17 protein-coding genes are annotated in these 17,833 nt (G+C 70.3%); 7 read left to right on the forward strand and 10 right to left on the reverse strand.

What is annotated here, in order from left to right:
• Positions 1-93: 93 nt before the first annotated feature.
• The 4 genes from aceE to IE239_RS38545 all read right to left on the reverse strand — a co-directional run bounded on the left by aceE (position 94) and on the right by IE239_RS38545 (position 5,093).
• Positions 94-2,781, reverse strand: coding sequence for a pyruvate dehydrogenase (acetyl-transferring), homodimeric type (gene aceE / locus IE239_RS38530; protein ID WP_190154100.1), 2,688 nt, complete (start codon positions 2,779-2,781; stop codon positions 94-96).
• An 86-nt stretch (positions 2,782-2,867) separates the two neighbouring features.
• Positions 2,868-3,296 (reverse strand): hypothetical protein, encoded by a 429-nt coding sequence (locus IE239_RS38535; RefSeq protein ID WP_190154101.1) that lies wholly within the window; start codon positions 3,294-3,296, stop codon positions 2,868-2,870.
• Positions 3,297-3,518: 222 nt separating this feature from the next.
• Positions 3,519-4,013: a cupin domain-containing protein gene (locus tag IE239_RS38540; RefSeq protein WP_190154102.1), complete on the reverse strand. Its 495-nt coding sequence runs from the start codon at positions 4,011-4,013 to the stop codon at positions 3,519-3,521.
• A 132-nt stretch (positions 4,014-4,145) separates the two neighbouring features.
• On the reverse strand, positions 4,146-5,093 hold the full coding sequence (locus IE239_RS38545; RefSeq protein ID WP_190154103.1) for an alpha/beta fold hydrolase: 948 nt from the start codon (positions 5,091-5,093) through the stop codon (positions 4,146-4,148).
• Between the two features lie 422 nt (positions 5,094-5,515).
• Here IE239_RS38545 and IE239_RS38550 point away from each other — a divergent pair, with 422 nt between their 5' ends.
• The 3 genes from IE239_RS38550 (at position 5,516) to IE239_RS38560 (ending at position 8,138) form a co-directional block, all read left to right on the forward strand.
• Positions 5,516-6,292, forward strand: coding sequence for a DUF427 domain-containing protein (locus IE239_RS38550; RefSeq protein WP_190154104.1), 777 nt, complete (start codon positions 5,516-5,518; stop codon positions 6,290-6,292).
• Positions 6,293-6,418: 126 nt separating this feature from the next.
• Positions 6,419-7,369, forward strand: coding sequence for an alpha/beta hydrolase (locus tag IE239_RS38555; protein ID WP_190154105.1), 951 nt, complete (start codon positions 6,419-6,421; stop codon positions 7,367-7,369).
• Between the two features lie 49 nt (positions 7,370-7,418).
• Complete coding sequence (locus tag IE239_RS38560) at positions 7,419-8,138, forward strand: alpha/beta fold hydrolase (protein WP_190154106.1); 720 nt, start codon at positions 7,419-7,421, stop codon at positions 8,136-8,138.
• Between the two features lie 58 nt (positions 8,139-8,196).
• Here IE239_RS38560 and IE239_RS38565 read toward each other — a convergent pair whose 3' ends face one another.
• Positions 8,197-8,601, reverse strand: coding sequence for an OsmC family protein (locus tag IE239_RS38565; RefSeq protein ID WP_190154107.1), 405 nt, complete (start codon positions 8,599-8,601; stop codon positions 8,197-8,199).
• Positions 8,602-8,759: 158 nt separating this feature from the next.
• The gene (locus tag IE239_RS38570; RefSeq protein WP_190154108.1) at positions 8,760-9,497 is read right to left on the reverse strand and encodes an SDR family NAD(P)-dependent oxidoreductase; all 738 of its coding nucleotides are present in this window, start codon (positions 9,495-9,497) and stop codon (positions 8,760-8,762) included.
• Positions 9,498-9,668: 171 nt separating this feature from the next.
• Between IE239_RS38570 and IE239_RS38575 the strand changes: the two genes are divergently transcribed.
• Together IE239_RS38575 and IE239_RS38580 are read left to right on the forward strand one after the other, a co-directional pair.
• A complete protein-coding gene (locus tag IE239_RS38575) occupies positions 9,669-10,325 on the forward strand; it encodes a TetR/AcrR family transcriptional regulator (protein WP_229878692.1) in 657 nt (218 codons plus the stop codon).
• 159 nt (positions 10,326-10,484) lie between these two features.
• The gene (locus IE239_RS38580) at positions 10,485-11,216 is read left to right on the forward strand and encodes a sigma-70 family RNA polymerase sigma factor family protein (protein WP_190154109.1); all 732 of its coding nucleotides are present in this window, start codon (positions 10,485-10,487) and stop codon (positions 11,214-11,216) included.
• Here IE239_RS38580 and IE239_RS38585 read toward each other — a convergent pair.
• The 4 genes from IE239_RS38585 to IE239_RS38600 form a co-directional block, all read right to left on the reverse strand.
• Positions 11,161-12,174 (reverse strand): sigma-70 family RNA polymerase sigma factor, encoded by a 1,014-nt coding sequence (locus IE239_RS38585; protein ID WP_190154110.1) that lies wholly within the window; start codon positions 12,172-12,174, stop codon positions 11,161-11,163. The genes IE239_RS38580 and IE239_RS38585 overlap by 56 nt on opposite strands.
• A 187-nt stretch (positions 12,175-12,361) precedes the next feature.
• Positions 12,362-13,108 carry an SDR family oxidoreductase gene (locus IE239_RS38590; RefSeq protein ID WP_190154111.1) on the reverse strand — a complete coding sequence of 249 codons (747 nt, stop codon included), beginning with the start codon at positions 13,106-13,108 and terminating at the stop codon, positions 12,362-12,364.
• 118 nt (positions 13,109-13,226) lie between these two features.
• Positions 13,227-14,957: an L-aspartate oxidase gene (locus IE239_RS38595; protein WP_229878694.1), complete on the reverse strand. Its 1,731-nt coding sequence runs from the start codon at positions 14,955-14,957 to the stop codon at positions 13,227-13,229.
• Between the two features lie 434 nt (positions 14,958-15,391).
• Positions 15,392-16,288 carry an RNA polymerase sigma-70 factor gene (locus IE239_RS38600; protein ID WP_190154113.1) on the reverse strand — a complete coding sequence of 299 codons (897 nt, stop codon included), beginning with the start codon at positions 16,286-16,288 and terminating at the stop codon, positions 15,392-15,394.
• Between the two features lie 385 nt (positions 16,289-16,673).
• Between IE239_RS38600 and IE239_RS38605 the strand changes: the two genes are divergently transcribed.
• Together IE239_RS38605 and IE239_RS38610 are read left to right on the forward strand one after the other, a co-directional pair.
• Positions 16,674-17,060 carry a cupin domain-containing protein gene (locus IE239_RS38605; RefSeq protein WP_229878697.1) on the forward strand — a complete coding sequence of 129 codons (387 nt, stop codon included), beginning with the start codon at positions 16,674-16,676 and terminating at the stop codon, positions 17,058-17,060.
• 17 nt (positions 17,061-17,077) lie between these two features.
• Positions 17,078-17,698, forward strand: coding sequence for a DUF5134 domain-containing protein (locus IE239_RS38610; protein ID WP_190154114.1), 621 nt, complete (start codon positions 17,078-17,080; stop codon positions 17,696-17,698).
• Positions 17,699-17,833 lie beyond the last annotated feature (135 nt).

Here is a 17,833-nt window from a genome sequence, read left to right on the forward strand (position 1 = left end):
CCTCCACGGACGCACCGGATCTACCTCACCCACCCCAGCACTATGCCTGACCAGCACAAACCCAGCCCCCACACTCGGTTTCGAGAACCCTTCTCAGATGTCCAGGCCGTAGTGCTTGCGGGCGCGGTCGACGGTGTCGGGGTCCACTTGTCCGGCCCGTGCCAGCCGGTCCAGGGCCGTCACGGTGATCGATTCGGCGTCCACGCGGAAATAGCGCCGTACGTCCTCGCGGGTGTCGGACAGGCCGAATCCGTCCGTCCCCAGTGAGTAGTAGTCCTGCTCGATCCACTGGCCGATCTGGTCGGGGACCTGGCGCATCCAGTCGCTGACGGCCAGGACCGGACCCGGCGCACCGGCGAGCGCATCGGTCACGAAGGGCACGCCTGTCTCGCCGCGCGTGCGGGCGGTGTCGGCGTCCATCGCGTCCCGGCGGAGCTCCGTCCAAGACGTCACCGACCAGACATCGGCGCGCACGTTCCAGTCGGAGGCGAGCAGTTTCTGCGCGCGCAGGGCCCAGTGGACGGCGGTGCCGGAGGCCAGGAGCTGCAGCCGGGGGCCGGACACGGCGGGGTCGCCGGGTCGGAACGGGTACAGGCCGCGGACGATGCCTTCCTCGATGCCGGGCAGCGCGGGCATGGGCGGCTGGGGCTTCGGCTCGTTGTAGACGGTGAGGTAGTAGAAGACGTTCTCGGGTCGCTCGCCGTACATCCGGCGCAGGCCGTCGCGGACGATGACCGCGATCTCGAAGGCGAATGCCGGGTCGTAGCTGACGGCCGCCGGGTTCGTGGCGGCCAGGAGGTGCGAGTGACCGTCGCCGTGCTGGAGACCTTCGCCGGTCATCGTGGTGCGTCCGGCGGTGCCGCCGACGACGAACCCGCGGCCCATCTGGTCGGCGAGGGCCCAGAACTGGTCGCCGGTGCGCTGGAAGCCGAACATGGCGTAGAAGATGTAGAACGGGATCATCGGTTCGCCGTGGGTGGCGTACGAGGTCGCGGCGGCGGTGAACTCGGCCATGGAACCGGCTTCGGTGATGCCCTCGATGAGGAGCTGCCCGGTCTCGCTCTCCCTGTAGTGCAGCAGCTGGTCGGCGTCGACGGGGTCGTAGGTCTGGCCTTGCGGCGAGTAGATGCCTGCCGTGGGGAACATCGACTCCATGCCGAAGGTACGGGCCTCGTCGGGGATGATCGGCACCCAGCGGGCGCCGGTGCGGCCGTCCCGCATCAGGTCCTTCACCAGGCGGACCAACGCCATGGTGGTGGCGACCTCCTGGTGGCCGAAGCCCTTGAGCAGCGCCTCGAACGGCTGCGCGACGGGCTCCGGCAGCGGCTTGGCGATCACGCGGCGCGCCGGGGCGGGACCGCCCAGCGCGGCGCGCCGCTCGCGCAGGTACCGCACCTCGGGCGAGTTCTCCCCCGGATGCCAGAACGGGACGACGTCACCGGCGAGGGCGCTGTCGGGGATGGGCAGATCCAGCACGTCGCGCAGCTCGCGGAACTGCGCCATGGTCAGCTTTTTCATCTGGTGGTTGGCGTTGCGGGACTCGAACGCCGACCCGAGGGTGTGCCCCTTGACCGTCTGGGCGAGGATCACCGTCGGTGCCCCCCGGTGTTCGACGGCGGCCCGGTAGGCGGCGTACACCTTCAACGGCTCGTGCCCACCGCGGGAGTTCTCGAAGAGCTCCACCACCTGGGCGTCGCTCAGGGTGGCGGAGAGTGCGGACAGGGCGTCTCCGACGAAGAAGTTCTTGCGGATGTAGGCGGCGTCCCGCGCGGCGAAGGTCTGCATCTGGGCGTCGGGCTCCTCGCCCAGGCGGCGCACCAGGTCGCCGGTCGTGTCCTGGGCCAGCAGCGGGTCCCAGGCCTCGCCCCACAGGGTCTTGACCACGTTCCAGCCCGCCCCGCGGAACCGGGCCTCCAGCTCCTGCACGATCTTGGAGTTGGACCGCACGGGTCCGTCGAGGCGTTGCAGGTTGCAGTTGATCACGAAGGTGAGGTTGTCCAGGCCCTCACGGGAGGCCAGCGTCAGGGCGGCCGTGGTCTCCGGCTCGTCCGTCTCCCCGTCGCCGAGGAACGCCCACACGCGGGAGGCGGAGGTGTCTTTGATGCCGCGCGCGTGCAGATAGCGGTTGAAGCGTGCCTGGTAGACGGCGCCAAGAGGTCCGAGGCCCATGGACACGGTCGGGAACTCCCACAGCCACGGCAGGCGCCTGGGGTGCGGGTAGGACGGGATGCCCTGACCGCCGGCCTCGCGCCGGAAGGCGTCCAACTGCTGCTCGCTCAGGCGGCCTTCGAGGAACACCCGTGCGTAGATGCCCGGCGAGGCATGCCCCTGGAGGAACAACTGGTCGCCCGAGCCGTCCTGTTCCTTGCCGCGGAAGAAGTGGTTGAAGCCGATCTCGTAGAGCCAGGCCGCCGAGGCGTAGGTGGAGATGTGTCCGCCCAGGCCGAGCCGGGAGCCGCGGGTGACCATGGCCGCGGCGTTCCACCGGTTCAGGGCGGTGATCCTGGTTTCCATGGCGATGTCGCCGTCGAACGCCGGCTGCGCGGCCGCCGGGACGGTGTTGACGTAGTCCGTGGTGAGCAGCCCCGGCACGGACAGGCCGGCGCGGGTTGCGTACTCGTGCACGCGCCGGATCAGGTACACCGCCCGATCGGGTCCGGCGTTGCGTATGACGGCGTCGAGGGAGGCCTGCCACTCGGCGGTCTCCTCGCGGTCACGGTCGGGAAGCTGGTCGAGCTCACTGCTCGACGGGGACGCGGTGGGCCGGGACGGGTCACTCATGGGCGGCCTTCCTCAAGGCATGGGGCGGGGGAGTCGTGAGGGGGTGGTGGACACTGCGGGCCGTCGGACGGTGCGGCGCGGGTGGATCAGCGGTCTGCACCGCCCGCACGCGCGGCGAGACACGTGTGCCCTTCGTGATCGAGGTCGAACGGTCGCTCCTTGGGTCCGGCGGCTGCCAGGAAGGCCGAACAGCGGCACCACGACGGCGACGTGGGCGAGGGGGCGGCGACGCGGTCGGCCACAGCAGCAGCGGGGGCCACGTGCACCCCGTCCGCGTACACGCCCGCGCAGACGGCGCTCGCCACGGACTCGAAAAGCGGGGTGGCGCGCCCCAGGGAACACGGCAGTGCGGAACGGCGGACGAGGTCCTGCTGTGCGGCCTTGGCCCGGAGGCAACCCGAGGCGACGCGGTCGGCGCCCAGGGCGAGCGGTACCACCTGCGCCCCGTGGTCCCGCAGACGGGTGACCGATCCCGAGCCGATCAGTCCCGTGGCGCCTGCAACGACGACTTTCATGCGGTCTCCTTCGCCGGGGCGGGACGGCCGGGCGTGACGGCCAGACGTGCTCAGAGGTCGGCGAGGTCGGATGCGCCCGCTCGCTCGGCCTGGTTGACCGGACGAAAGGTGTTGTTGTGACAAGCTGCCCGTTACCCGATCCGGGGTCGTCCCGAGGGCGGGTGTCCCGCGACCACGACCACGGGGAGGACGCGGGTGCCGCGGGATACCGGAGGGGTGGACCTACTCCACGAAGTAGGAGTCGTGCCGGTCGAAGAACGCGGAGCGCTCCTCCTCAGAGGCGTGCGCCAGCTGCGACACCTGCTCGAAGTACTCCTCGCGCGGCGCGCCCGGTGTGAACAGCAGGAGCATGTCCGCCGGTGCGTCGGAGTCGTTGCGGAAGGCGTGCAGCCCGCCTTGCGGCACGTGCAGGAAGTCGCCCTTGCGAGCGTCGACCCAGCGCACACCGTCGAAGATGCGCACGGTGCCGTCCAGGATGTAGAACGACTCCGAGATCCGCTTGTGGAAGTGCGTCTTCGGACCGCCGGCCCGCGGCCTCATCTCGACGCGGTACAGCCCGAACTCGCCGCGGGTGGTCGCGGTGGTGGCCAGATAGTGGGTGGCATCCTTGCCCGGCCCGCTCTCGCCGAGGTCGGGTGGGGTGTCGGCAGGCCGGAAAACGGCGCTGACCTCGCCGTCGTCTCCGAAGTACTTCTGTTCCGGGTAGGGGTACGACATGGTGGTTTCCTTTCCTGAGGCTGAGGCTGAGGCTGAGGCGGTCGCGTGCGCGCCCGCACTCGATGTGACCGGTGGGCACGGTCCGATGTGACGACAGCGCGGCGATGAGCCGCGGTGCCGCGCGGTCGGGTGTCAGCGGGTGAGGCAGTCGTGGCGGGGGTGTCCTCGTCGCAAGGCCCGTACGTCCCGTACCGCCGCGGCGAAGGCCTCGGGGCGTTCCTGCGGCAGGTTGTGGCCGGCGTCCGCGACTTGAAGGTGCAGGCGGGGGCCGGTGAAGTGGTGAGCGGTCGATGACGCGTCGGTCGCCGGAAAGTTGCCGTCGGCGGTGCCGTCCAGGGTGACCGTGGGCACGGTGATCGGAGGAAGGCCGGCGAGGCGTGCTTCCAGATCGGCGTACGCGTCCGCGCCCGGCGCCAGGCCGAGGCGGTGCCGGTAGGAGTGGATGACGACGTCGACGTAGTCCGGATTGGTGAAGGCCTCAGCGGCCCGCTCCAGTTCGGCTTCGCCGAAGGCCCACACGGGGGAGTTGCGTTTCCAGATGACCCGGGCGACGCCCCGTGGATCGACTGCCAGTCCGGTGCGGCCGCGCTCGGTGAGGAAGTAGTAGAAGTACCAGAAACCCGCCTCCAGTTCGGGGGAGATGGGGTTCATGGCGGCGCCGATGTCCTGGATCAGGTAGCCGTTGACGCAGACCAGGCCGAGGACCCGTTCGGTCCACAAGGCCGCGGCGACCGTGGCCGCGCGACCGCCCCAGTCGTAGCCGGCGAGGTAGGCCCGCTCGATGCCGAGGGCGTCCAGGAGCGCGATGACGTCCGCCCCCAGGGCCGCCTGCTGGCCGGAACGGGGAAGGGAGTCGGACAGGAATCTCGTGGGGCCGTGCCCTCGCAGATGGGGGACGATGACGCGAAATCCGCCTTCGGCCAGCAAGGGAGCCACGTCCACGTAACTGTGGATGTCGTAGGGGAAACCGTGCAGAAGGACGACGGTGTCATCGTCGGGGGAGCCCGTCTCGTAATAGGCGACTTCGAGCACGTCGGTCGTGACGCGTCGCAGCGGGGCGAGCAGGGGCAGGGCTGACATGCGAATCCTCCGACGAAGGAGCGGTGGGGGAGGGGAGCCGCGGTTCCGGTCGGGCGCGGCTGGAGTACCGGGTGGTGTGGCCGGACGCCTTACCGGGCCCGGTCGCCGTCGAGTTCGGCCCTCGGCGACAGTGTGCACAGTGTGCATGAGAAGGTTGTCTTGTTAGTGTCAAGAGTGTTGGCGTCATAATGGGTGCGCGAGTGCACGACGTGATCTCCTCTCCACGGGGGACTGACTACCGCACAGACCGGCCTCCGCCGCCTGCTGTGACAGCGAAACAAGTCCTGCTCAGCGCTGTGCGCGTCAGCGCCGGACGGACCCCGCGGTCCGTGGCGGCCCGAGGACGCGGGCGTTCCGGGCGCACACCCTCTCCGTGTTCCGTTCGAACGGGCGCGGAACTCCGACCGACTCAGGTGATGACCATGGAAACCGAAAGTGTTCTGCATCCGAGCTTCCTCGTGCCCGTCGGGCACGTGGAGCCGGTGCCCCGCCGTATCAGGGGCGTGATCGGCGGTCGCACCGTCTTCGACACGCGGCGCGCCCTGTATGTCTGGGAGTGGCAGGCCTATCCGCAGTTCAGCATCCCGGTGCGGGACCTTGTCGACGGCGTCCTCGACGACGAAGGGGTCGCCGAGGAGCACGGTGCGGGCACGGCGCACCGGCACACTCTGTCCGTGGGCGGGGACTCGCGCCCCGGTGCCGCGTGGGTGTGGGGGAAGGACGCTCCGGCGCCGCTCCAGGGCACGGTGCGCTTCGAGTGGCCCGCCATCGACTACTGGTTCGAGGAGGACGAACCCGTCTTCGTCCACCCCAGGAGCCCGTACTCGCGTGTGGACGCCGTGCGTTCCTCCAGCAGCGTGCGCGTGGAGCTGGAGGGCGTGGTCCTGGCGGAGGCGCCGGCGTGCGTCAAACTCTTCGAGACCGGCCTGCCGACGCGCTACTACCTTGACCGCGCGCACGTCGACTGGACCCGACTGCGGCGGACCGACACGGTGACCCGCTGCCCGTACAAGGGAACGACGAGTGGTTACTGGTCGTTCGACGGTCCCACCGCCGTCCACGAGGACATCGCCTGGGCGTACGACTTCCCGACCATCCACGCCAACCGCATCGCGGGCCTGACGGCCTTCTACAACGAGCACGTGGACCTCTTCGTGGACGGCGAGCCGCTGCCGAAGCCCGGAGCACCCCATTCCTAGCCCCGCTCCGGTGTCCGGTCCTGGGCCGCAGTCGACGGCCCGGGACCCTTTGGTGTCACACATCTACTGCGCGCCCGGTCCCATGGTGTGAAAAGTCCTCCTTAATCGCCAGAGAAGGAACACACCATGAGCGACATCGTTCTCGAGCCCGCCGCACAGGACTTTGCCGACGCGACCGCCAAGCCGCCGCTGCTGTACGAGCTCGGGGTCGAGGGCGCGCGCAAGCTGCTCGACGACGTGCAGGCGCAGCCCATCGAGAAGCCCGACGTGGACGAGAAGTGGATCACCGTTCCGGCTTCGGTCGGCGATGTGCGGGTGCGCATCCTCAAGCCCGTCGGCAGCACCGGCCCCCTGCCTGTCATCCTCTATGTGCACGGCGGTGGCTGGATCCTCGGCAACGCCGACACGCACGACCGGCTCGTGCGCGAGCTGACCGTCGGGGTGAAAGCGGCCCTGGTGTTCGTGGAGTACGACCGCTCCCCGGAGGCCAAGTACCCGGTCGCCATCGAGCAGGCCTACGCGACCGCCCGGTGGATCACCACCGAGGGCGCGGGCGAAGGGCTCGACGCCTCCCGGCTGGCCGTCGCCGGTGACTCGGTCGGCGGCAACATGACCGCTGCCCTGACCCACATGGCGAGGCAGCGGGGCGACGTGACCTTCGTGCACCAGTCGCTGTACTACCCCGTCACCGACGCGGCCCAGGACACCGAGAGCTACCGGACCTTCGCGCACGGCCCGCATCTGACGGCCAAGGCCATGGAATGGTTCTGGAACGCCTACACCACAGACCCCGCCGAGCGCGCCCAGATCACCGCCTCGCCGTTGCGGGCGACGCTGGAAGACCTCCGGGACCTGCCGCCGGCGCTCGTCGTCGTCGACGAGAACGACGTGCTGCGCGACGAGGGCGAGGCCTACGCCCGCAAGCTCGTCCAGGCCGGTGTGCCGACGACCAGCATCCGCTACAACGCCTCCCTGCACGACTTCATGATGCTGAACACGGTCCGCGGCACCCAGGCGTCGACCGCCGCGATCGAGCAGGCCATCCACGTGCTGCGCAAGGCTCTCGGAACCGACTGACGCCGCCCACCCGACCCCATTCCCCCCGCACGTCGAAAGGCCGTTTTTCATGAGTGCACACAAGCCCACCATCGTCCTCGTACACGGCGCGTTCGCGGACGCCTCCAGTTGGAACGGTGTCGTCGACAAGCTGCTCGCGCACGACTATCCGGTGATCGCCGTCGCCAATCCGCTGCGCGGCCTGACCACCGACGCCGAGTACGTCCGGCAGATCGTGACGTCCGTCGAGGGGCCCGTCGTCCTCGTCGGCCATTCCTACGGCGGGTCCGTCATCAGCAACGCGGCCAAGGGGCTGCCCGAGGTCAAGGCGCTCGTCTTCGTCGCGGCATTCCTGCCGGAGGAGGGCGAGAGCGCCGTCACCCTGTCGGGCAAGTTCCAAGGCAGCACCCTCGGCGACACGCTCCGGCCCGTGCCGGTGAAGCTGCCCGACGGCACCCAGGTCATGGACCTGTACATCGAACAGGCCAAGTTCCACGCGCAGTTCGCCGCCGACGTCCCCGAAAAGACCACGGCCGTCATGGCCGCGACTCAGCGGCCGGTGGCCGAAGCCGCGCTGGCGGAGGGCGCGTCCGCGCCCGCGTGGCGGGACATTCCCTCCTGGGTGCTGGTGGCGGACGAGGACCGGAACATCCCCCCGCAGGTGCAGAGCTACATGGCCGAGCGGGCGGGGGCGACCGTCATGAAAATCTCCGCCTCCCACGCGGTCAGCGTCTCGCGACCCGGTGACGTGGCCCGTCTGATCAACGAGGCGGCGCAGGCGACCGCCTGAGCCGGAGGCCCGCGCCTGACGGACCCCGCACCCCGCGTTGTTGTGTGGGCCTGACGCTTCACGGAAGTGGTGCGGGCTCCGCGAGCAACGTGGGCACGGTGATGATCGTGACGTCCTTTGTCAGCAGCCGATGGACGGGACAGCGTCCCGCGACCGCGAGGAGTTGGTCCCGCTGCGCCGGGGCCAACTCCCCGACGAGCCCTATGTTCTTGACCACCTGCCCCTGTGCGTCGAAGCGGACCGCGACGTCCACCCGGTCCAGCGGCCATCCGTGGCGCTGCGCGTAGGCCCGCACCGCCATGGACGTGCACGCTCCGAGCGCCGCCAGGAGGAGTTCGCCCGGAGTGGGGCCGGTGTCGGTGCCGACGGGCTCCGGCTCGTCGGCTGTCAGGCGGTGTGCACCGATCGCCACGGAGCGCGCGAGTTGCTTTCCTTCGGCCACGGTGACGATGCGCGTGTTCATGCTTGCCTCTCAGCCGAGGTAGGGGCAGAGGCACGACCTGTGCCTCCCGAAGCTCAGACCGTGTGGGGCGCCCGACTGTGACGGCCGGCGTACCCGTACCCGGCTGCAAGCGGGGGGTGCGGGGCGGCGGTCGCCGCCCCGCGGGTGACCAGAGATGATCAGCGGGACTGGTCGGTGGGGCGCACGAGGATCTCGTTGACCGCGACGTGGTCGGGCTGTGTGACGGCGTAGACCACCGCGGCCGCGATGTCCTCCGGCTGAAGGGTCCGCATCGACTCGGCCATGGTCTTGACCGCGGCACGGCTGGTGGGGTCGGTGATGTGGTCGGCCAACTCGGTCGAGACGAAGCCCGGCTCCACGAGGACGACACGGACCCCCTGCTCGGTCACCTCCTGGCGCAGCGCCTCGGCGAAGGCGTTGACGCCGAACTTGGTGGCGGAGTAGACCGCGGCGCCGGCCGAGGAGATACGGCCCGAGGTGGAGGAGATCTGGACCACCGCACCGCGGGAACGCAGCAGGTGGGGCAGCGCCGCGTGCACCGTGTACATGGAGCCCAGCAGGTTGGTCTCCACCATGCGGGTCCACTCCGCGGGGTCCGCGTCCAGGACGGGGCCGGTGAGCATGATGCCGGCGTTGTTCACGACGATGTCGAGGGTGCCGAAGCGTTCGACGGTCCGGTCGACGGCCTCGCGTACCGACTCGGGGTCGCTGACGTCCATGTCCAGGACGAGAATCTCCCCGGGCGCTTCCTGCGCCAGGGCCTCGAGCCGGTCGGTCCTGCGGCCACCGACGGCCACGATGGCCCCCGCCTTGGACAGCGCCAGTGCGGTCGCCCTGCCGATGCCGGACGAGGCGCCGGTGACGAGGACGACCTTGGGGTCGAGAACGGAACTCATGTCATCTCCGAAAGAGGTGGTGGGGTGGGACGGGCAGGCCGTGTCGTGTGCGAGGACAGGACACGGCGGTCCGAGAAGGTGACCGGGGGGTCATGTTGTGCCAGCGTAACACTGAGAATGACCCACGAGTCATGTTCAGTGTTAATGTTGTGACACGCAGAGAGGGGCGTCATGACCGGGAGAACAGCGGCAGTGCAGGCCAGGGCCGACAGTGTGCGCAATCGGCGGCTGCTCCTGCGAGCGGCCACCGAGGCCTTCGCGGAATGCGGGGTGGATGTGTCGATGCACACGATCGCCCAGCGGGCCGGCGTCGCCAAGGGCACGGTGTTCCGGCACTTCCCGACGAAGGACGACCTTCTCGCGGCGATCATGATGCAGCTGCTCGACCGGCTGCGCGAGGCGGCGGACCGGTTCCTGCGCGCCGACGACGCCGGCGGTGCGCTGAAGGACTTCATGGCACACGGAATCGGCCTGCTCGCCGCCGACCGCGCGTTCTGCGACGTCATCGGCCGGCCCTCGCTGCAGCACGCGGACGTACGCGAGGCGATCGACCGGCTCTGCGACACGGTCGAGGACCTCACCGGCCGGGCCAGAGAACAAGGAGCCGTCCGCGGTGACATCACCGGAACCGACATCGTGCTGCTCCTCGGCGGCATCCACCAGACCGCCCAGCCGCTGCTGGACCGCGAACCGCGGGCGTGGGAACGCTTCCTGGAGATCGCGTTCGACGGATTGCGGGCCCGTGACCGCGCGACCCTGCCCCATCCGCCCCCCGCCCGGCTGCGGATGGCGGACCCGTCGGGCGCCTCTGCACCGACGGGGAAGTGACACTAAGTGGCACATCATCGGTGTGTTGTGAAATCATGCCGCAGCTTCTGTCTCGATCAGGCCGGCCGACCAGCCGGGTACGGACGGGGGCGGGTCACGTCCGAGTCATGCCGTCGCGGCGGCTGCGCTCCGGACTCTCGTCGGCGTGGGGGTCGCTCCATGGATCACGTCGTTGGCGCGGTACCGCTCGCCGAGTCGCTCGACGAACGGCGGCACCTGCTGGACGTCGCCTGCCGTGCACTCGGCAGCCGCGTCGCGGCCGAACGCGTCGTCGACGAGGCCTACCGGCGTTGGTACCGCCTCACCGATCCGGAGCGGCTCCGGATGCCGTCCCCCTGTGTCTGGCTCACCCAGGCCGTGGACGAGGCATGTCTGACGCGACCGGCGCCGGCCTGGCCCGGCGGGGAGGAACGGGAGATCCAGGCCCTGCGGGCCCTGTGCGGTGAGGACGTGGAACCGGTCGAGCGGGCCCGGTTGACTGTGGGTGCACGGCGTGCGCGGCCCGTGTCGGCGCGTCGCGAGCATGAGATCACCGTTGCCGTGCGGCAGGCGTGCAGCGATCAGGACGGCCTCCGGCTGCGGTCGCTGCTGGCCCCCGACGCGACGGCCTTCTTCGACAGCGGCGGCAAGATCCGGGCGCTGACCCGGCCCGTTCGCGGTGACGAGCAGGTCGCCCGCAGCCTGTTGGTCCTGCTGGCCGGACAGCGGCGCGTGACCCTGTGCACCGGATCGGTCAACGGGCGCACCGGCCTCGTCGCCCGGTGCGACGACCAGGTCGCCGCGGTGCTGACGCTCGACATCGCGGACGCACTGGTCCTGCAGGTCTGGGCGGTTCTCAACCCCGACAAGCTGCGTAGCTGGAACCGCTGGAACCGCTCCCTTCCTGGGTGAGCTCACGTGCCACGGCATCCCCGGGACGCGCGGGCGGGCGCGCGCAGGCGGCGCGGGATCCGAGGAAGCCGGCGATCTTGTCGGGGGTGAACACCCACAGAACCCGGTGGATCCCCCGCCGTGTGGCGGCGATGGTCATGAAGGTGGCGGGCCGGCCGTCCCTGTACAGCAGGACCCCGGCGCGCCCGTTGGCCTGCACGGGTGCGATCTCGACCGTCGGCCAGAAGCGTGACGCGGCGGTCGAGAGGTTCGCCACCCGGGCACGACCGATCACGGGTACGCGGGCCGCACCGCGCAGCCCGTTGCCGTCGGACAGACTGACCGCGTCGGGCGTCAGGAGCGCCTCCAGCGAGGCCACGTCACCTTCCTGGGCGGCCGCGACGAAGGCATCGAGCAGCCTGCGGTGCTCCTGGACGTCGACACTGTCCCGCTCGTCGTCCGTCAGGTGCTTGCGCGCCCTGCTCACGATCTTCCTGGCGTTGACCGGGGTGAGGCGCAGGATCTCCGCGATCTCCGAGTAGCCGTACTCGAAGGCCTCCCTCAGCACGTAGGCGGTCCGTTCGGTGGGGGTGAGCTTCTGCAGGACGAGAAGCAGGGCGAGTTCCAGGGCCTCGGCGCGTTCGGCGCCGGCCACCGCGTCGATGCTGGTGTCGATGGGTTCGGGCAGCCAGGGCCCGATGTAGGTCTCGCGGCGCACGCGGGCGGACTGCGCCACGTTGATGGCCAGCCTCGTCGTCGTGCTCGACAGGAACGCCGCGGGGCTGACCACCGCCGAACGGTCGGTCCGCTGCCAGCGCAGCCACGCCTCCTGCACGACGTCCTCGGCTTCCGTCGCGCTGCCCAGGACGCGGTAGGCGATACCGAAGAGCCGGGGCCGCAGTTCCACGAAGGTGGTGACGGCCTCGGCGAGGTTCCTGTCCGCGGGGGGCGCCTCTGTGGGGGATGCCTCTGGATACATGTCCCTCTGACTCCGTTCCTCCGGGGCCCGGGTTGTCGGAATGCGGCCACGAGGCGCTCACAGACCCGGCGACCGTCTCCTCCTCAAGGACCGAGGGACCAAGGACGCTGTGACAGTGCCTTTTGAAGCTCAAAAAATGGGCCTGTCGTTCCACGGTGTGTGGAACGACAGGCCCATGAAGACGCGCCTACTGCTGCTGGGCGAGCCAGTCGACGAAACGGGTCTCGCCGATGCGGGCGTCCGGGCCGGGAAGCAGCGTGGTCTCCTGCAACTCGGCGCCGAAGTAGGGGGCGTGCACGTCGGCGACGACCGTACGCGCATCGTTCTTGGCGGCCAGGCCCTTGCGGATCAGCTCGTCGAGCTGGAAGGTGTCGGGACCGGCCACCTCGACCACACCGTTGACCGGCGTGCCCACGGCGGTGCGGCCCACTGTGGCGGCGACGTCGTCCGAATGGACGGGCTGGATCTTCACAGGGGCCAGCTTGACGGTGTCCCCCTCGGTCGCCGACTCGGCGATGCCCTTCATGAACTCGAAGAACTGCGTGGCGTGCACGATCGACCACGGGATCCCGGAGGCCTTGATCAGTTCCTCCTGCGCCTGCTTGGCACGGAAGTAGCCGCTCTCCTGGAGCCGTTCCGTACCCACCACCGACAGGGCGACGTGGTGGGTGACACCGGCGTTCGCCTCAGCCTTGAGGAGGTTGGTGGTGGAGGTGCGGAAGAACTCCATGACGTCGTCGTCCGCGAAGGAGGGCGAGTTGGAGACGTCGATCACGACGGCCGCGCCCTCCAGCACCTCGGCCAGGCCCTCGCCCGTCAGCGTGTTGACGCCGGTGTTCGGGGCGGCCGCCACCGCCTCATGGCCGTGTTCGTTGAGCTTGCTGACGACCTTCGAGCCGATCAGTCCGGTGCCGCCGATCACTACGACCTTCATGGGGACGTTCCTTCCACTCATTCTCATCTGCTGCCTGCACGAGGTATGACCGGAAACTGATCGGCGCTGTGACACCTTTCTCGAAATTCCGGAAATCTTCTCCCGGGCAGGGTCATTCCTATTCGACGAGCTTTCCGTCCGCCGAGACGTCCTCCATCAGGGCCGCGATCTCGTCGGGGACAGGGCTGATGGGCGCGCGGGTGATGCCGTCGGTCGGGGACCAGACGAGGTTCACCCGCAGCGCGGGATCCATGTCGGGGTAGTCGCTGCGGTTGTGGCATCCGCGCGTCTCGCGCCGCTCCAGCGCCGCTTCCAGCGTGGCCCTCGCCGCCAGGGCCGACGACTTGAGGTCGAAGGCGTGGGCGAGGTCCTGGAAGCCCGCGATGTCCGGATGGACGCCGACGTCCTCCATGCGCTTCTCGATGGCGTCCAGCTCCGCCAGCCCGGTGCGCAGGCCCTCCTCGTCACGGACCACGCCCGCGTGCTCGGTCATGGTGTTGCGGATCGCGCGCTGCAGGGCGCGCACGTTCTCGGGTCCGTCCGCGGCGAGCAGGTCGTCGACCTCCGCACGCGCCTGTGCCACCGCGGCGGCCGAGCGCGGCTGCGCGGTCAGGGACTCCGAGTAGGCGGCGGCCGCCTGTCCGGTGATGCGGCCGTACACCAGCAGCTCGATGAGGCTGTTGCCGCCGAGCCGGTTGGCGCCGTGCAGTCCGCTGGAGGCCTCGCCGATGGCGTACAGGCCCCGCACGTCCGTGCTGTGGTCCTCGGGGCGGACCCACACACCGCCCATCGAGTAGTGCGCGGTGGGCGCGACCTCGATGGGATCCCGGGTGATGTCCAGCATCTGCAGGTCCAGCAGTGTCTGGTAGACGCGGGGGAGCCGGTTCATGATGGTCCGCCGGGGCAGGTGGGAGACGTCGAGCCACACCCCGCCGTTGGGCGTGCCGCGGCCTTCCTTGATCTCGGTGTAGGAGGCGAGGGCGACCCGGTCGCGTGTGGACAGCTCCATGCGTACGGGGTCGTAGCGGTTCATGTACCGCTCGCCGAGCGCGTTGCGCAGGATGCCGCCCTCACCGCGGGCCGCCTCGCTCACCAGGGTCCCGGCCGCGTTCTCCGGCTCGATGATGCCGGAGGGGTGGAACTGGACGAGTTCCGGGTCGCGCAGCCGGGCACCGGCCTCCGCGGCCAGCCGGAAGGAGTCGCCGGTGTTCTCGTCGCGTCGTGAGGAGGTGCGCCGCCAGATCCGGGTGTGGCCGCCGGCCGCGAGGATGACGGCGTCCGCGTGCACGAGGCAGCGCCTGCCGTCGGCAAGGCCGAAGCCGTAGGCGCCGAAGACGGTGCCGTCGTGGACCAGGAGACGGGTGATGTAGACGTTGTCGAGCACCGGTATGTCCAGCTGGTTCGCGCGCCGGATGAGCGTGCGCTGGATCTCCAGGCCCGTGTAGTCGCCCGCGAAGGCGGTGCGGCGGAACTTGTGGGCGCCGAAGAAGCGCTGGGAGATCCGGCCGTCCTCCTCCCGGGCGAAGGCCATGCCGTAGCGCTCCAGGTCGTCGATGCCGAGGGCGGCTCCCCGGGTGACGATCTCGGCCGTGCGGGGGTCGCCGAGGAGGTAGCTCTCCTTGAGGGTGTCGGCGGCGTGCTGCTGCCAGGTGTCCTCGGGGTCCATCGTGGCCAGGGCCGCATTGATCCCGCCGGCGGCGAGAGAGGTGTGGGTGTCCTCCTTGGGGCGCTTGCCGACTGCGAGGACATCGACGCCGGCCTCGGCCAGCTCGATGGCCGCTCGCAGGCCCGCTCCGCCGGTGCCGATCACCAGCACTGTGGTGGAAAGACGTTGTTCGGTGGCAACCACGATTGCTCCCATCGCTCGGGGTGGTCACCTGCTACGACCAGGTGGAGTGACGGTTTGTGACACCGCCGCCCTGGCCCGGGCCCGCCTGTCGGTGTCACACCCCGGCGGCCGGGCCGGTCATACCGCACACCGGCCGGGCGGACGAAGGCCGTGCGGTCCGCAACCGCCGGCCGGCGAAGGGGAGGTGGGGACGATGACCTACGTCATCTCTTCCGCGGCGTGCCGGGGGAGGGCATCGGGCGGGCCGCGCGGGCCGACCATCCTGTGGTCGCCGCCCTGCCCTCGCAGCACGCGGTCAAGAACGACCTGTCCGGATTCGCCGCCCGCAAGGAGGAGGCGTCGACGCCGACCCGTGGTTCCCGTGGTGAGCCGCCCGGGCCCGGCGCGGCGGGCCGGAGGTTCAGGCACCCGGGGACGGCGTGCAGGGGGGCGGGTCAGGCCCCCAGCGACAGGACGTAGGGGTTCAGCTTGACCGGGTTCATCACCCACATGATGCGCTCGATGCCGGCCTCGGACGCATCCACGCACAACAGGGCCACCGGGGCGTTGTCCCGTGCGACGAGCACGGCGGGCCGGCCGTTGGCCTCGACGAACCGGGTCTCGGCATCCGGCCAGAACCGCGGGGCGAAGGCGGCCAGGTAACGCGAGACGTGATCGCGGCCGATGACGGGGATCCTGGACGCGCCGCGGATGCCGCCGCCGTCCGAATAGCTGACGACGTCCGAGGCCAGCAGGTCCTCCAGGGTGGAGAGATCTCCCGTGCGCGCGGCGGAGAGGAAGCCTTCGAGCAGACGCCGATGGGCCGCGGGGCTGACGCGCTCCTTGCGCTCGGCGCCCAGGTGCTTGCGCGCCCGGCTGACCAGCTGCCGGGCGTTCGCGTCGCTGGTCTCCAGGATGTCGGCGACCCGCTGGTAGGGGTAATCGAACGCCTCCCGCAGCACGTAGGCGGCGCGTTCGATCGGGTTGAGCTTCTCCATCAGCAACAGCACCGCCAGCTCGACCGCCTCGGCGCGTTCCGCCCCCAGGTGCGGGTCCTGGGTGGTGTCGACCGGCTCGGGGAGCCAAGGCCCGACGTAGGACTCCCGGCGTACCCGCGCGGACTGGGCCAGGTTGATCGCGAGCCGGGTGGTGACCGTGGTCAGGAAGGCGGCCGGTTCATGGACCTGTGCGCGGTCGGTGTTCTGCCATCGGAGCCAGGCGTCCTGGACGATGTCCTCTGCCTCGACGGCACTGCCGAGGATGCGGTAAGCGATGCCGAACAACCGGGGTCTGGCCGAGAGGAAGTCGTCGAGACCGCGGTCGGACGTGTCGGGGTGGGCGCCAGCGCGCATGAGTCGTCCCTTCTGGCTTTGCGCCCTACATGCTACGCGCGAGGGGAGAGGGTAGGTGCTGCGGGCCGCATCTGCTCGGGCCGCATCTGCTCACGCTATCTCTTTCGCGATCCCCGGTCACACGGTGGTAGTCGTCGCGCCCGGTCCGCCGGATTTGCCCCCCGGTACCGCTGCCCGCCCCATGCTCCGGAAGACCGCGGCCGACGGGTGAAAGGACTGTGTGAGGAGTCCGGTTGTCACACATGCGCCCGCTCACCGGTCACCAGTGACGAACGATGTTCACGTCTACGGAAGGTGCAACACAGTGTCGGAGAACATGACAGGACACGACCACTCCGCCCACGGCCACCACGGGCACGGCGACCAGGAGGGGACCGCCGGCTGGATGACGGCGGCGAAGGTCCTCCAGGACGCCGCACCGATCACCGTCCCGGAAGGGGCGTCGGCGATGACCATTCTCGTCGAGTGGGAGCCGGGCGACCCGGGCACGCCCCCGCACCGGCACTCCGGCCCCGCCTTCGGCTACGTTGTCGAGGGGGCGGTCCGTTTCGAGCTCGAGGGCGAGCCCGAGCGCGTGGTGGAGGCGGGCGGCACCTTCTGGGAGCCCGGCGGCGACGCCATCCACTACCAGGACGGCAACGCGCTTTCCGACGCGCGGACCCGGTTCGTGGTGACCATGATGTGTGCTCCGGGCAAGCCCATGCTGGAACTGGTCGACGAGAAGGAACTGGCGGAGCGCGCCCACCTGCGGGCACCGCGCCCCACCGCCTGAGCGGGCACGGACCCGGCATGGGCACGCCCGTCGTCCTGGTGCACTGCCTGCTGACGCTGCTGTTCGTGGCGGTGCTCCTGCATGGGCCGGCGCGGGGCGTCGGGTCACCGGGGACCGGGTTCGGCGTCCGGGTGGACCGGCTGCTGGCCGCCGCCATGGCCGTGTCCATGGGGGCGATGCCCTGGATCGACGTCCGCGCGGGGCCCGCTGCCGTCGCCGGCGGTGTCTTCACCGCCGGCGCGGTGTGGTTTCTCCTGCCGTTCGGCCGCCGGGAGACCGGCATGACGGCGGCGATGATCCACCGGCTGCCGCATGCGGCCGGTATGGCCGCGATGGCCTGGATGCTGAGCGTGCCGCACACCGGGACCGGACCGGCGCACGCACACCTCGGAGCGGCTGCGCACTCCACCGGGCCCGGTCTTCTGGGCACCGGTGTACCTCTCGGCGGCTCCCTGATCACGCTGTCGCTGGCGTCCTCTCTACTGGCGTATGCGCTGTGGTCGCTGACCCGCCCCATGCCCTCGCTGCGCTCGGCCGTGAGCGCTGCGCGCCGTGCCGCGGCGGCGACGCCGGCACGGCATGTGGCTGAAGGGGCGATGGCGCTCGGGACGGCCGTGATGCTGGTCCTGCCCCACTGAGCACGGGTCGAAAAGGCGGGCGCGAGCCCGGGCACGGCGAAGGCGCGGTGGCCCGCGGTCATGCGCTGATTGACCGCGGACCACCGCGCCGGACGGCCGGAGCGACGGTCGTCGCCCAACCGAGGGGACGGGTGC

The organism is Streptomyces humidus, assembly GCF_014649655.1.
In the GTDB taxonomy this organism is placed as follows: Bacteria; Actinomycetota; Actinomycetes; order Streptomycetales; family Streptomycetaceae; genus Streptomyces; species Streptomyces humidus.

Coding starts and splice junctions, on each gene's coding strand:
- IE239_RS38555 (WP_190154105.1), top strand. CDS start 6,419: ATGAGCGACATCGTTCTCGAGCCCGCCGCACAGGACTTTGCCGACGCG.
- IE239_RS38545 (WP_190154103.1), bottom strand. CDS start 5,093: ATGTCAGCCCTGCCCCTGCTCGCCCCGCTGCGACGCGTCACGACCGAC.
- IE239_RS38535 (WP_190154101.1), bottom strand. CDS start 3,296: ATGAAAGTCGTCGTTGCAGGCGCCACGGGACTGATCGGCTCGGGATCG.
- IE239_RS38575 (WP_229878692.1), top strand. CDS start 9,669: ATGACCGGGAGAACAGCGGCAGTGCAGGCCAGGGCCGACAGTGTGCGC.
- IE239_RS38585 (WP_190154110.1), bottom strand. CDS start 12,174: ATGTATCCAGAGGCATCCCCCACAGAGGCGCCCCCCGCGGACAGGAAC.
- IE239_RS38570 (WP_190154108.1), bottom strand. CDS start 9,497: ATGAGTTCCGTTCTCGACCCCAAGGTCGTCCTCGTCACCGGCGCCTCG.
- IE239_RS38560 (WP_190154106.1), top strand. CDS start 7,419: ATGAGTGCACACAAGCCCACCATCGTCCTCGTACACGGCGCGTTCGCG.
- IE239_RS38600 (WP_190154113.1), bottom strand. CDS start 16,288: ATGCGCGCTGGCGCCCACCCCGACACGTCCGACCGCGGTCTCGACGAC.
- IE239_RS38610 (WP_190154114.1), top strand. CDS start 17,078: ATGGGCACGCCCGTCGTCCTGGTGCACTGCCTGCTGACGCTGCTGTTC.
- IE239_RS38550 (WP_190154104.1), top strand. CDS start 5,516: ATGGAAACCGAAAGTGTTCTGCATCCGAGCTTCCTCGTGCCCGTCGGG.
- IE239_RS38590 (WP_190154111.1), bottom strand. CDS start 13,108: ATGAAGGTCGTAGTGATCGGCGGCACCGGACTGATCGGCTCGAAGGTC.
- IE239_RS38540 (WP_190154102.1), bottom strand. CDS start 4,013: ATGTCGTACCCCTACCCGGAACAGAAGTACTTCGGAGACGACGGCGAG.
- IE239_RS38580 (WP_190154109.1), top strand. CDS start 10,485: ATGGATCACGTCGTTGGCGCGGTACCGCTCGCCGAGTCGCTCGACGAA.
- IE239_RS38605 (WP_229878697.1), top strand. CDS start 16,674: ATGACGGCGGCGAAGGTCCTCCAGGACGCCGCACCGATCACCGTCCCG.
- IE239_RS38565 (WP_190154107.1), bottom strand. CDS start 8,601: ATGAACACGCGCATCGTCACCGTGGCCGAAGGAAAGCAACTCGCGCGC.
- aceE (WP_190154100.1), bottom strand. CDS start 2,781: ATGAGTGACCCGTCCCGGCCCACCGCGTCCCCGTCGAGCAGTGAGCTC.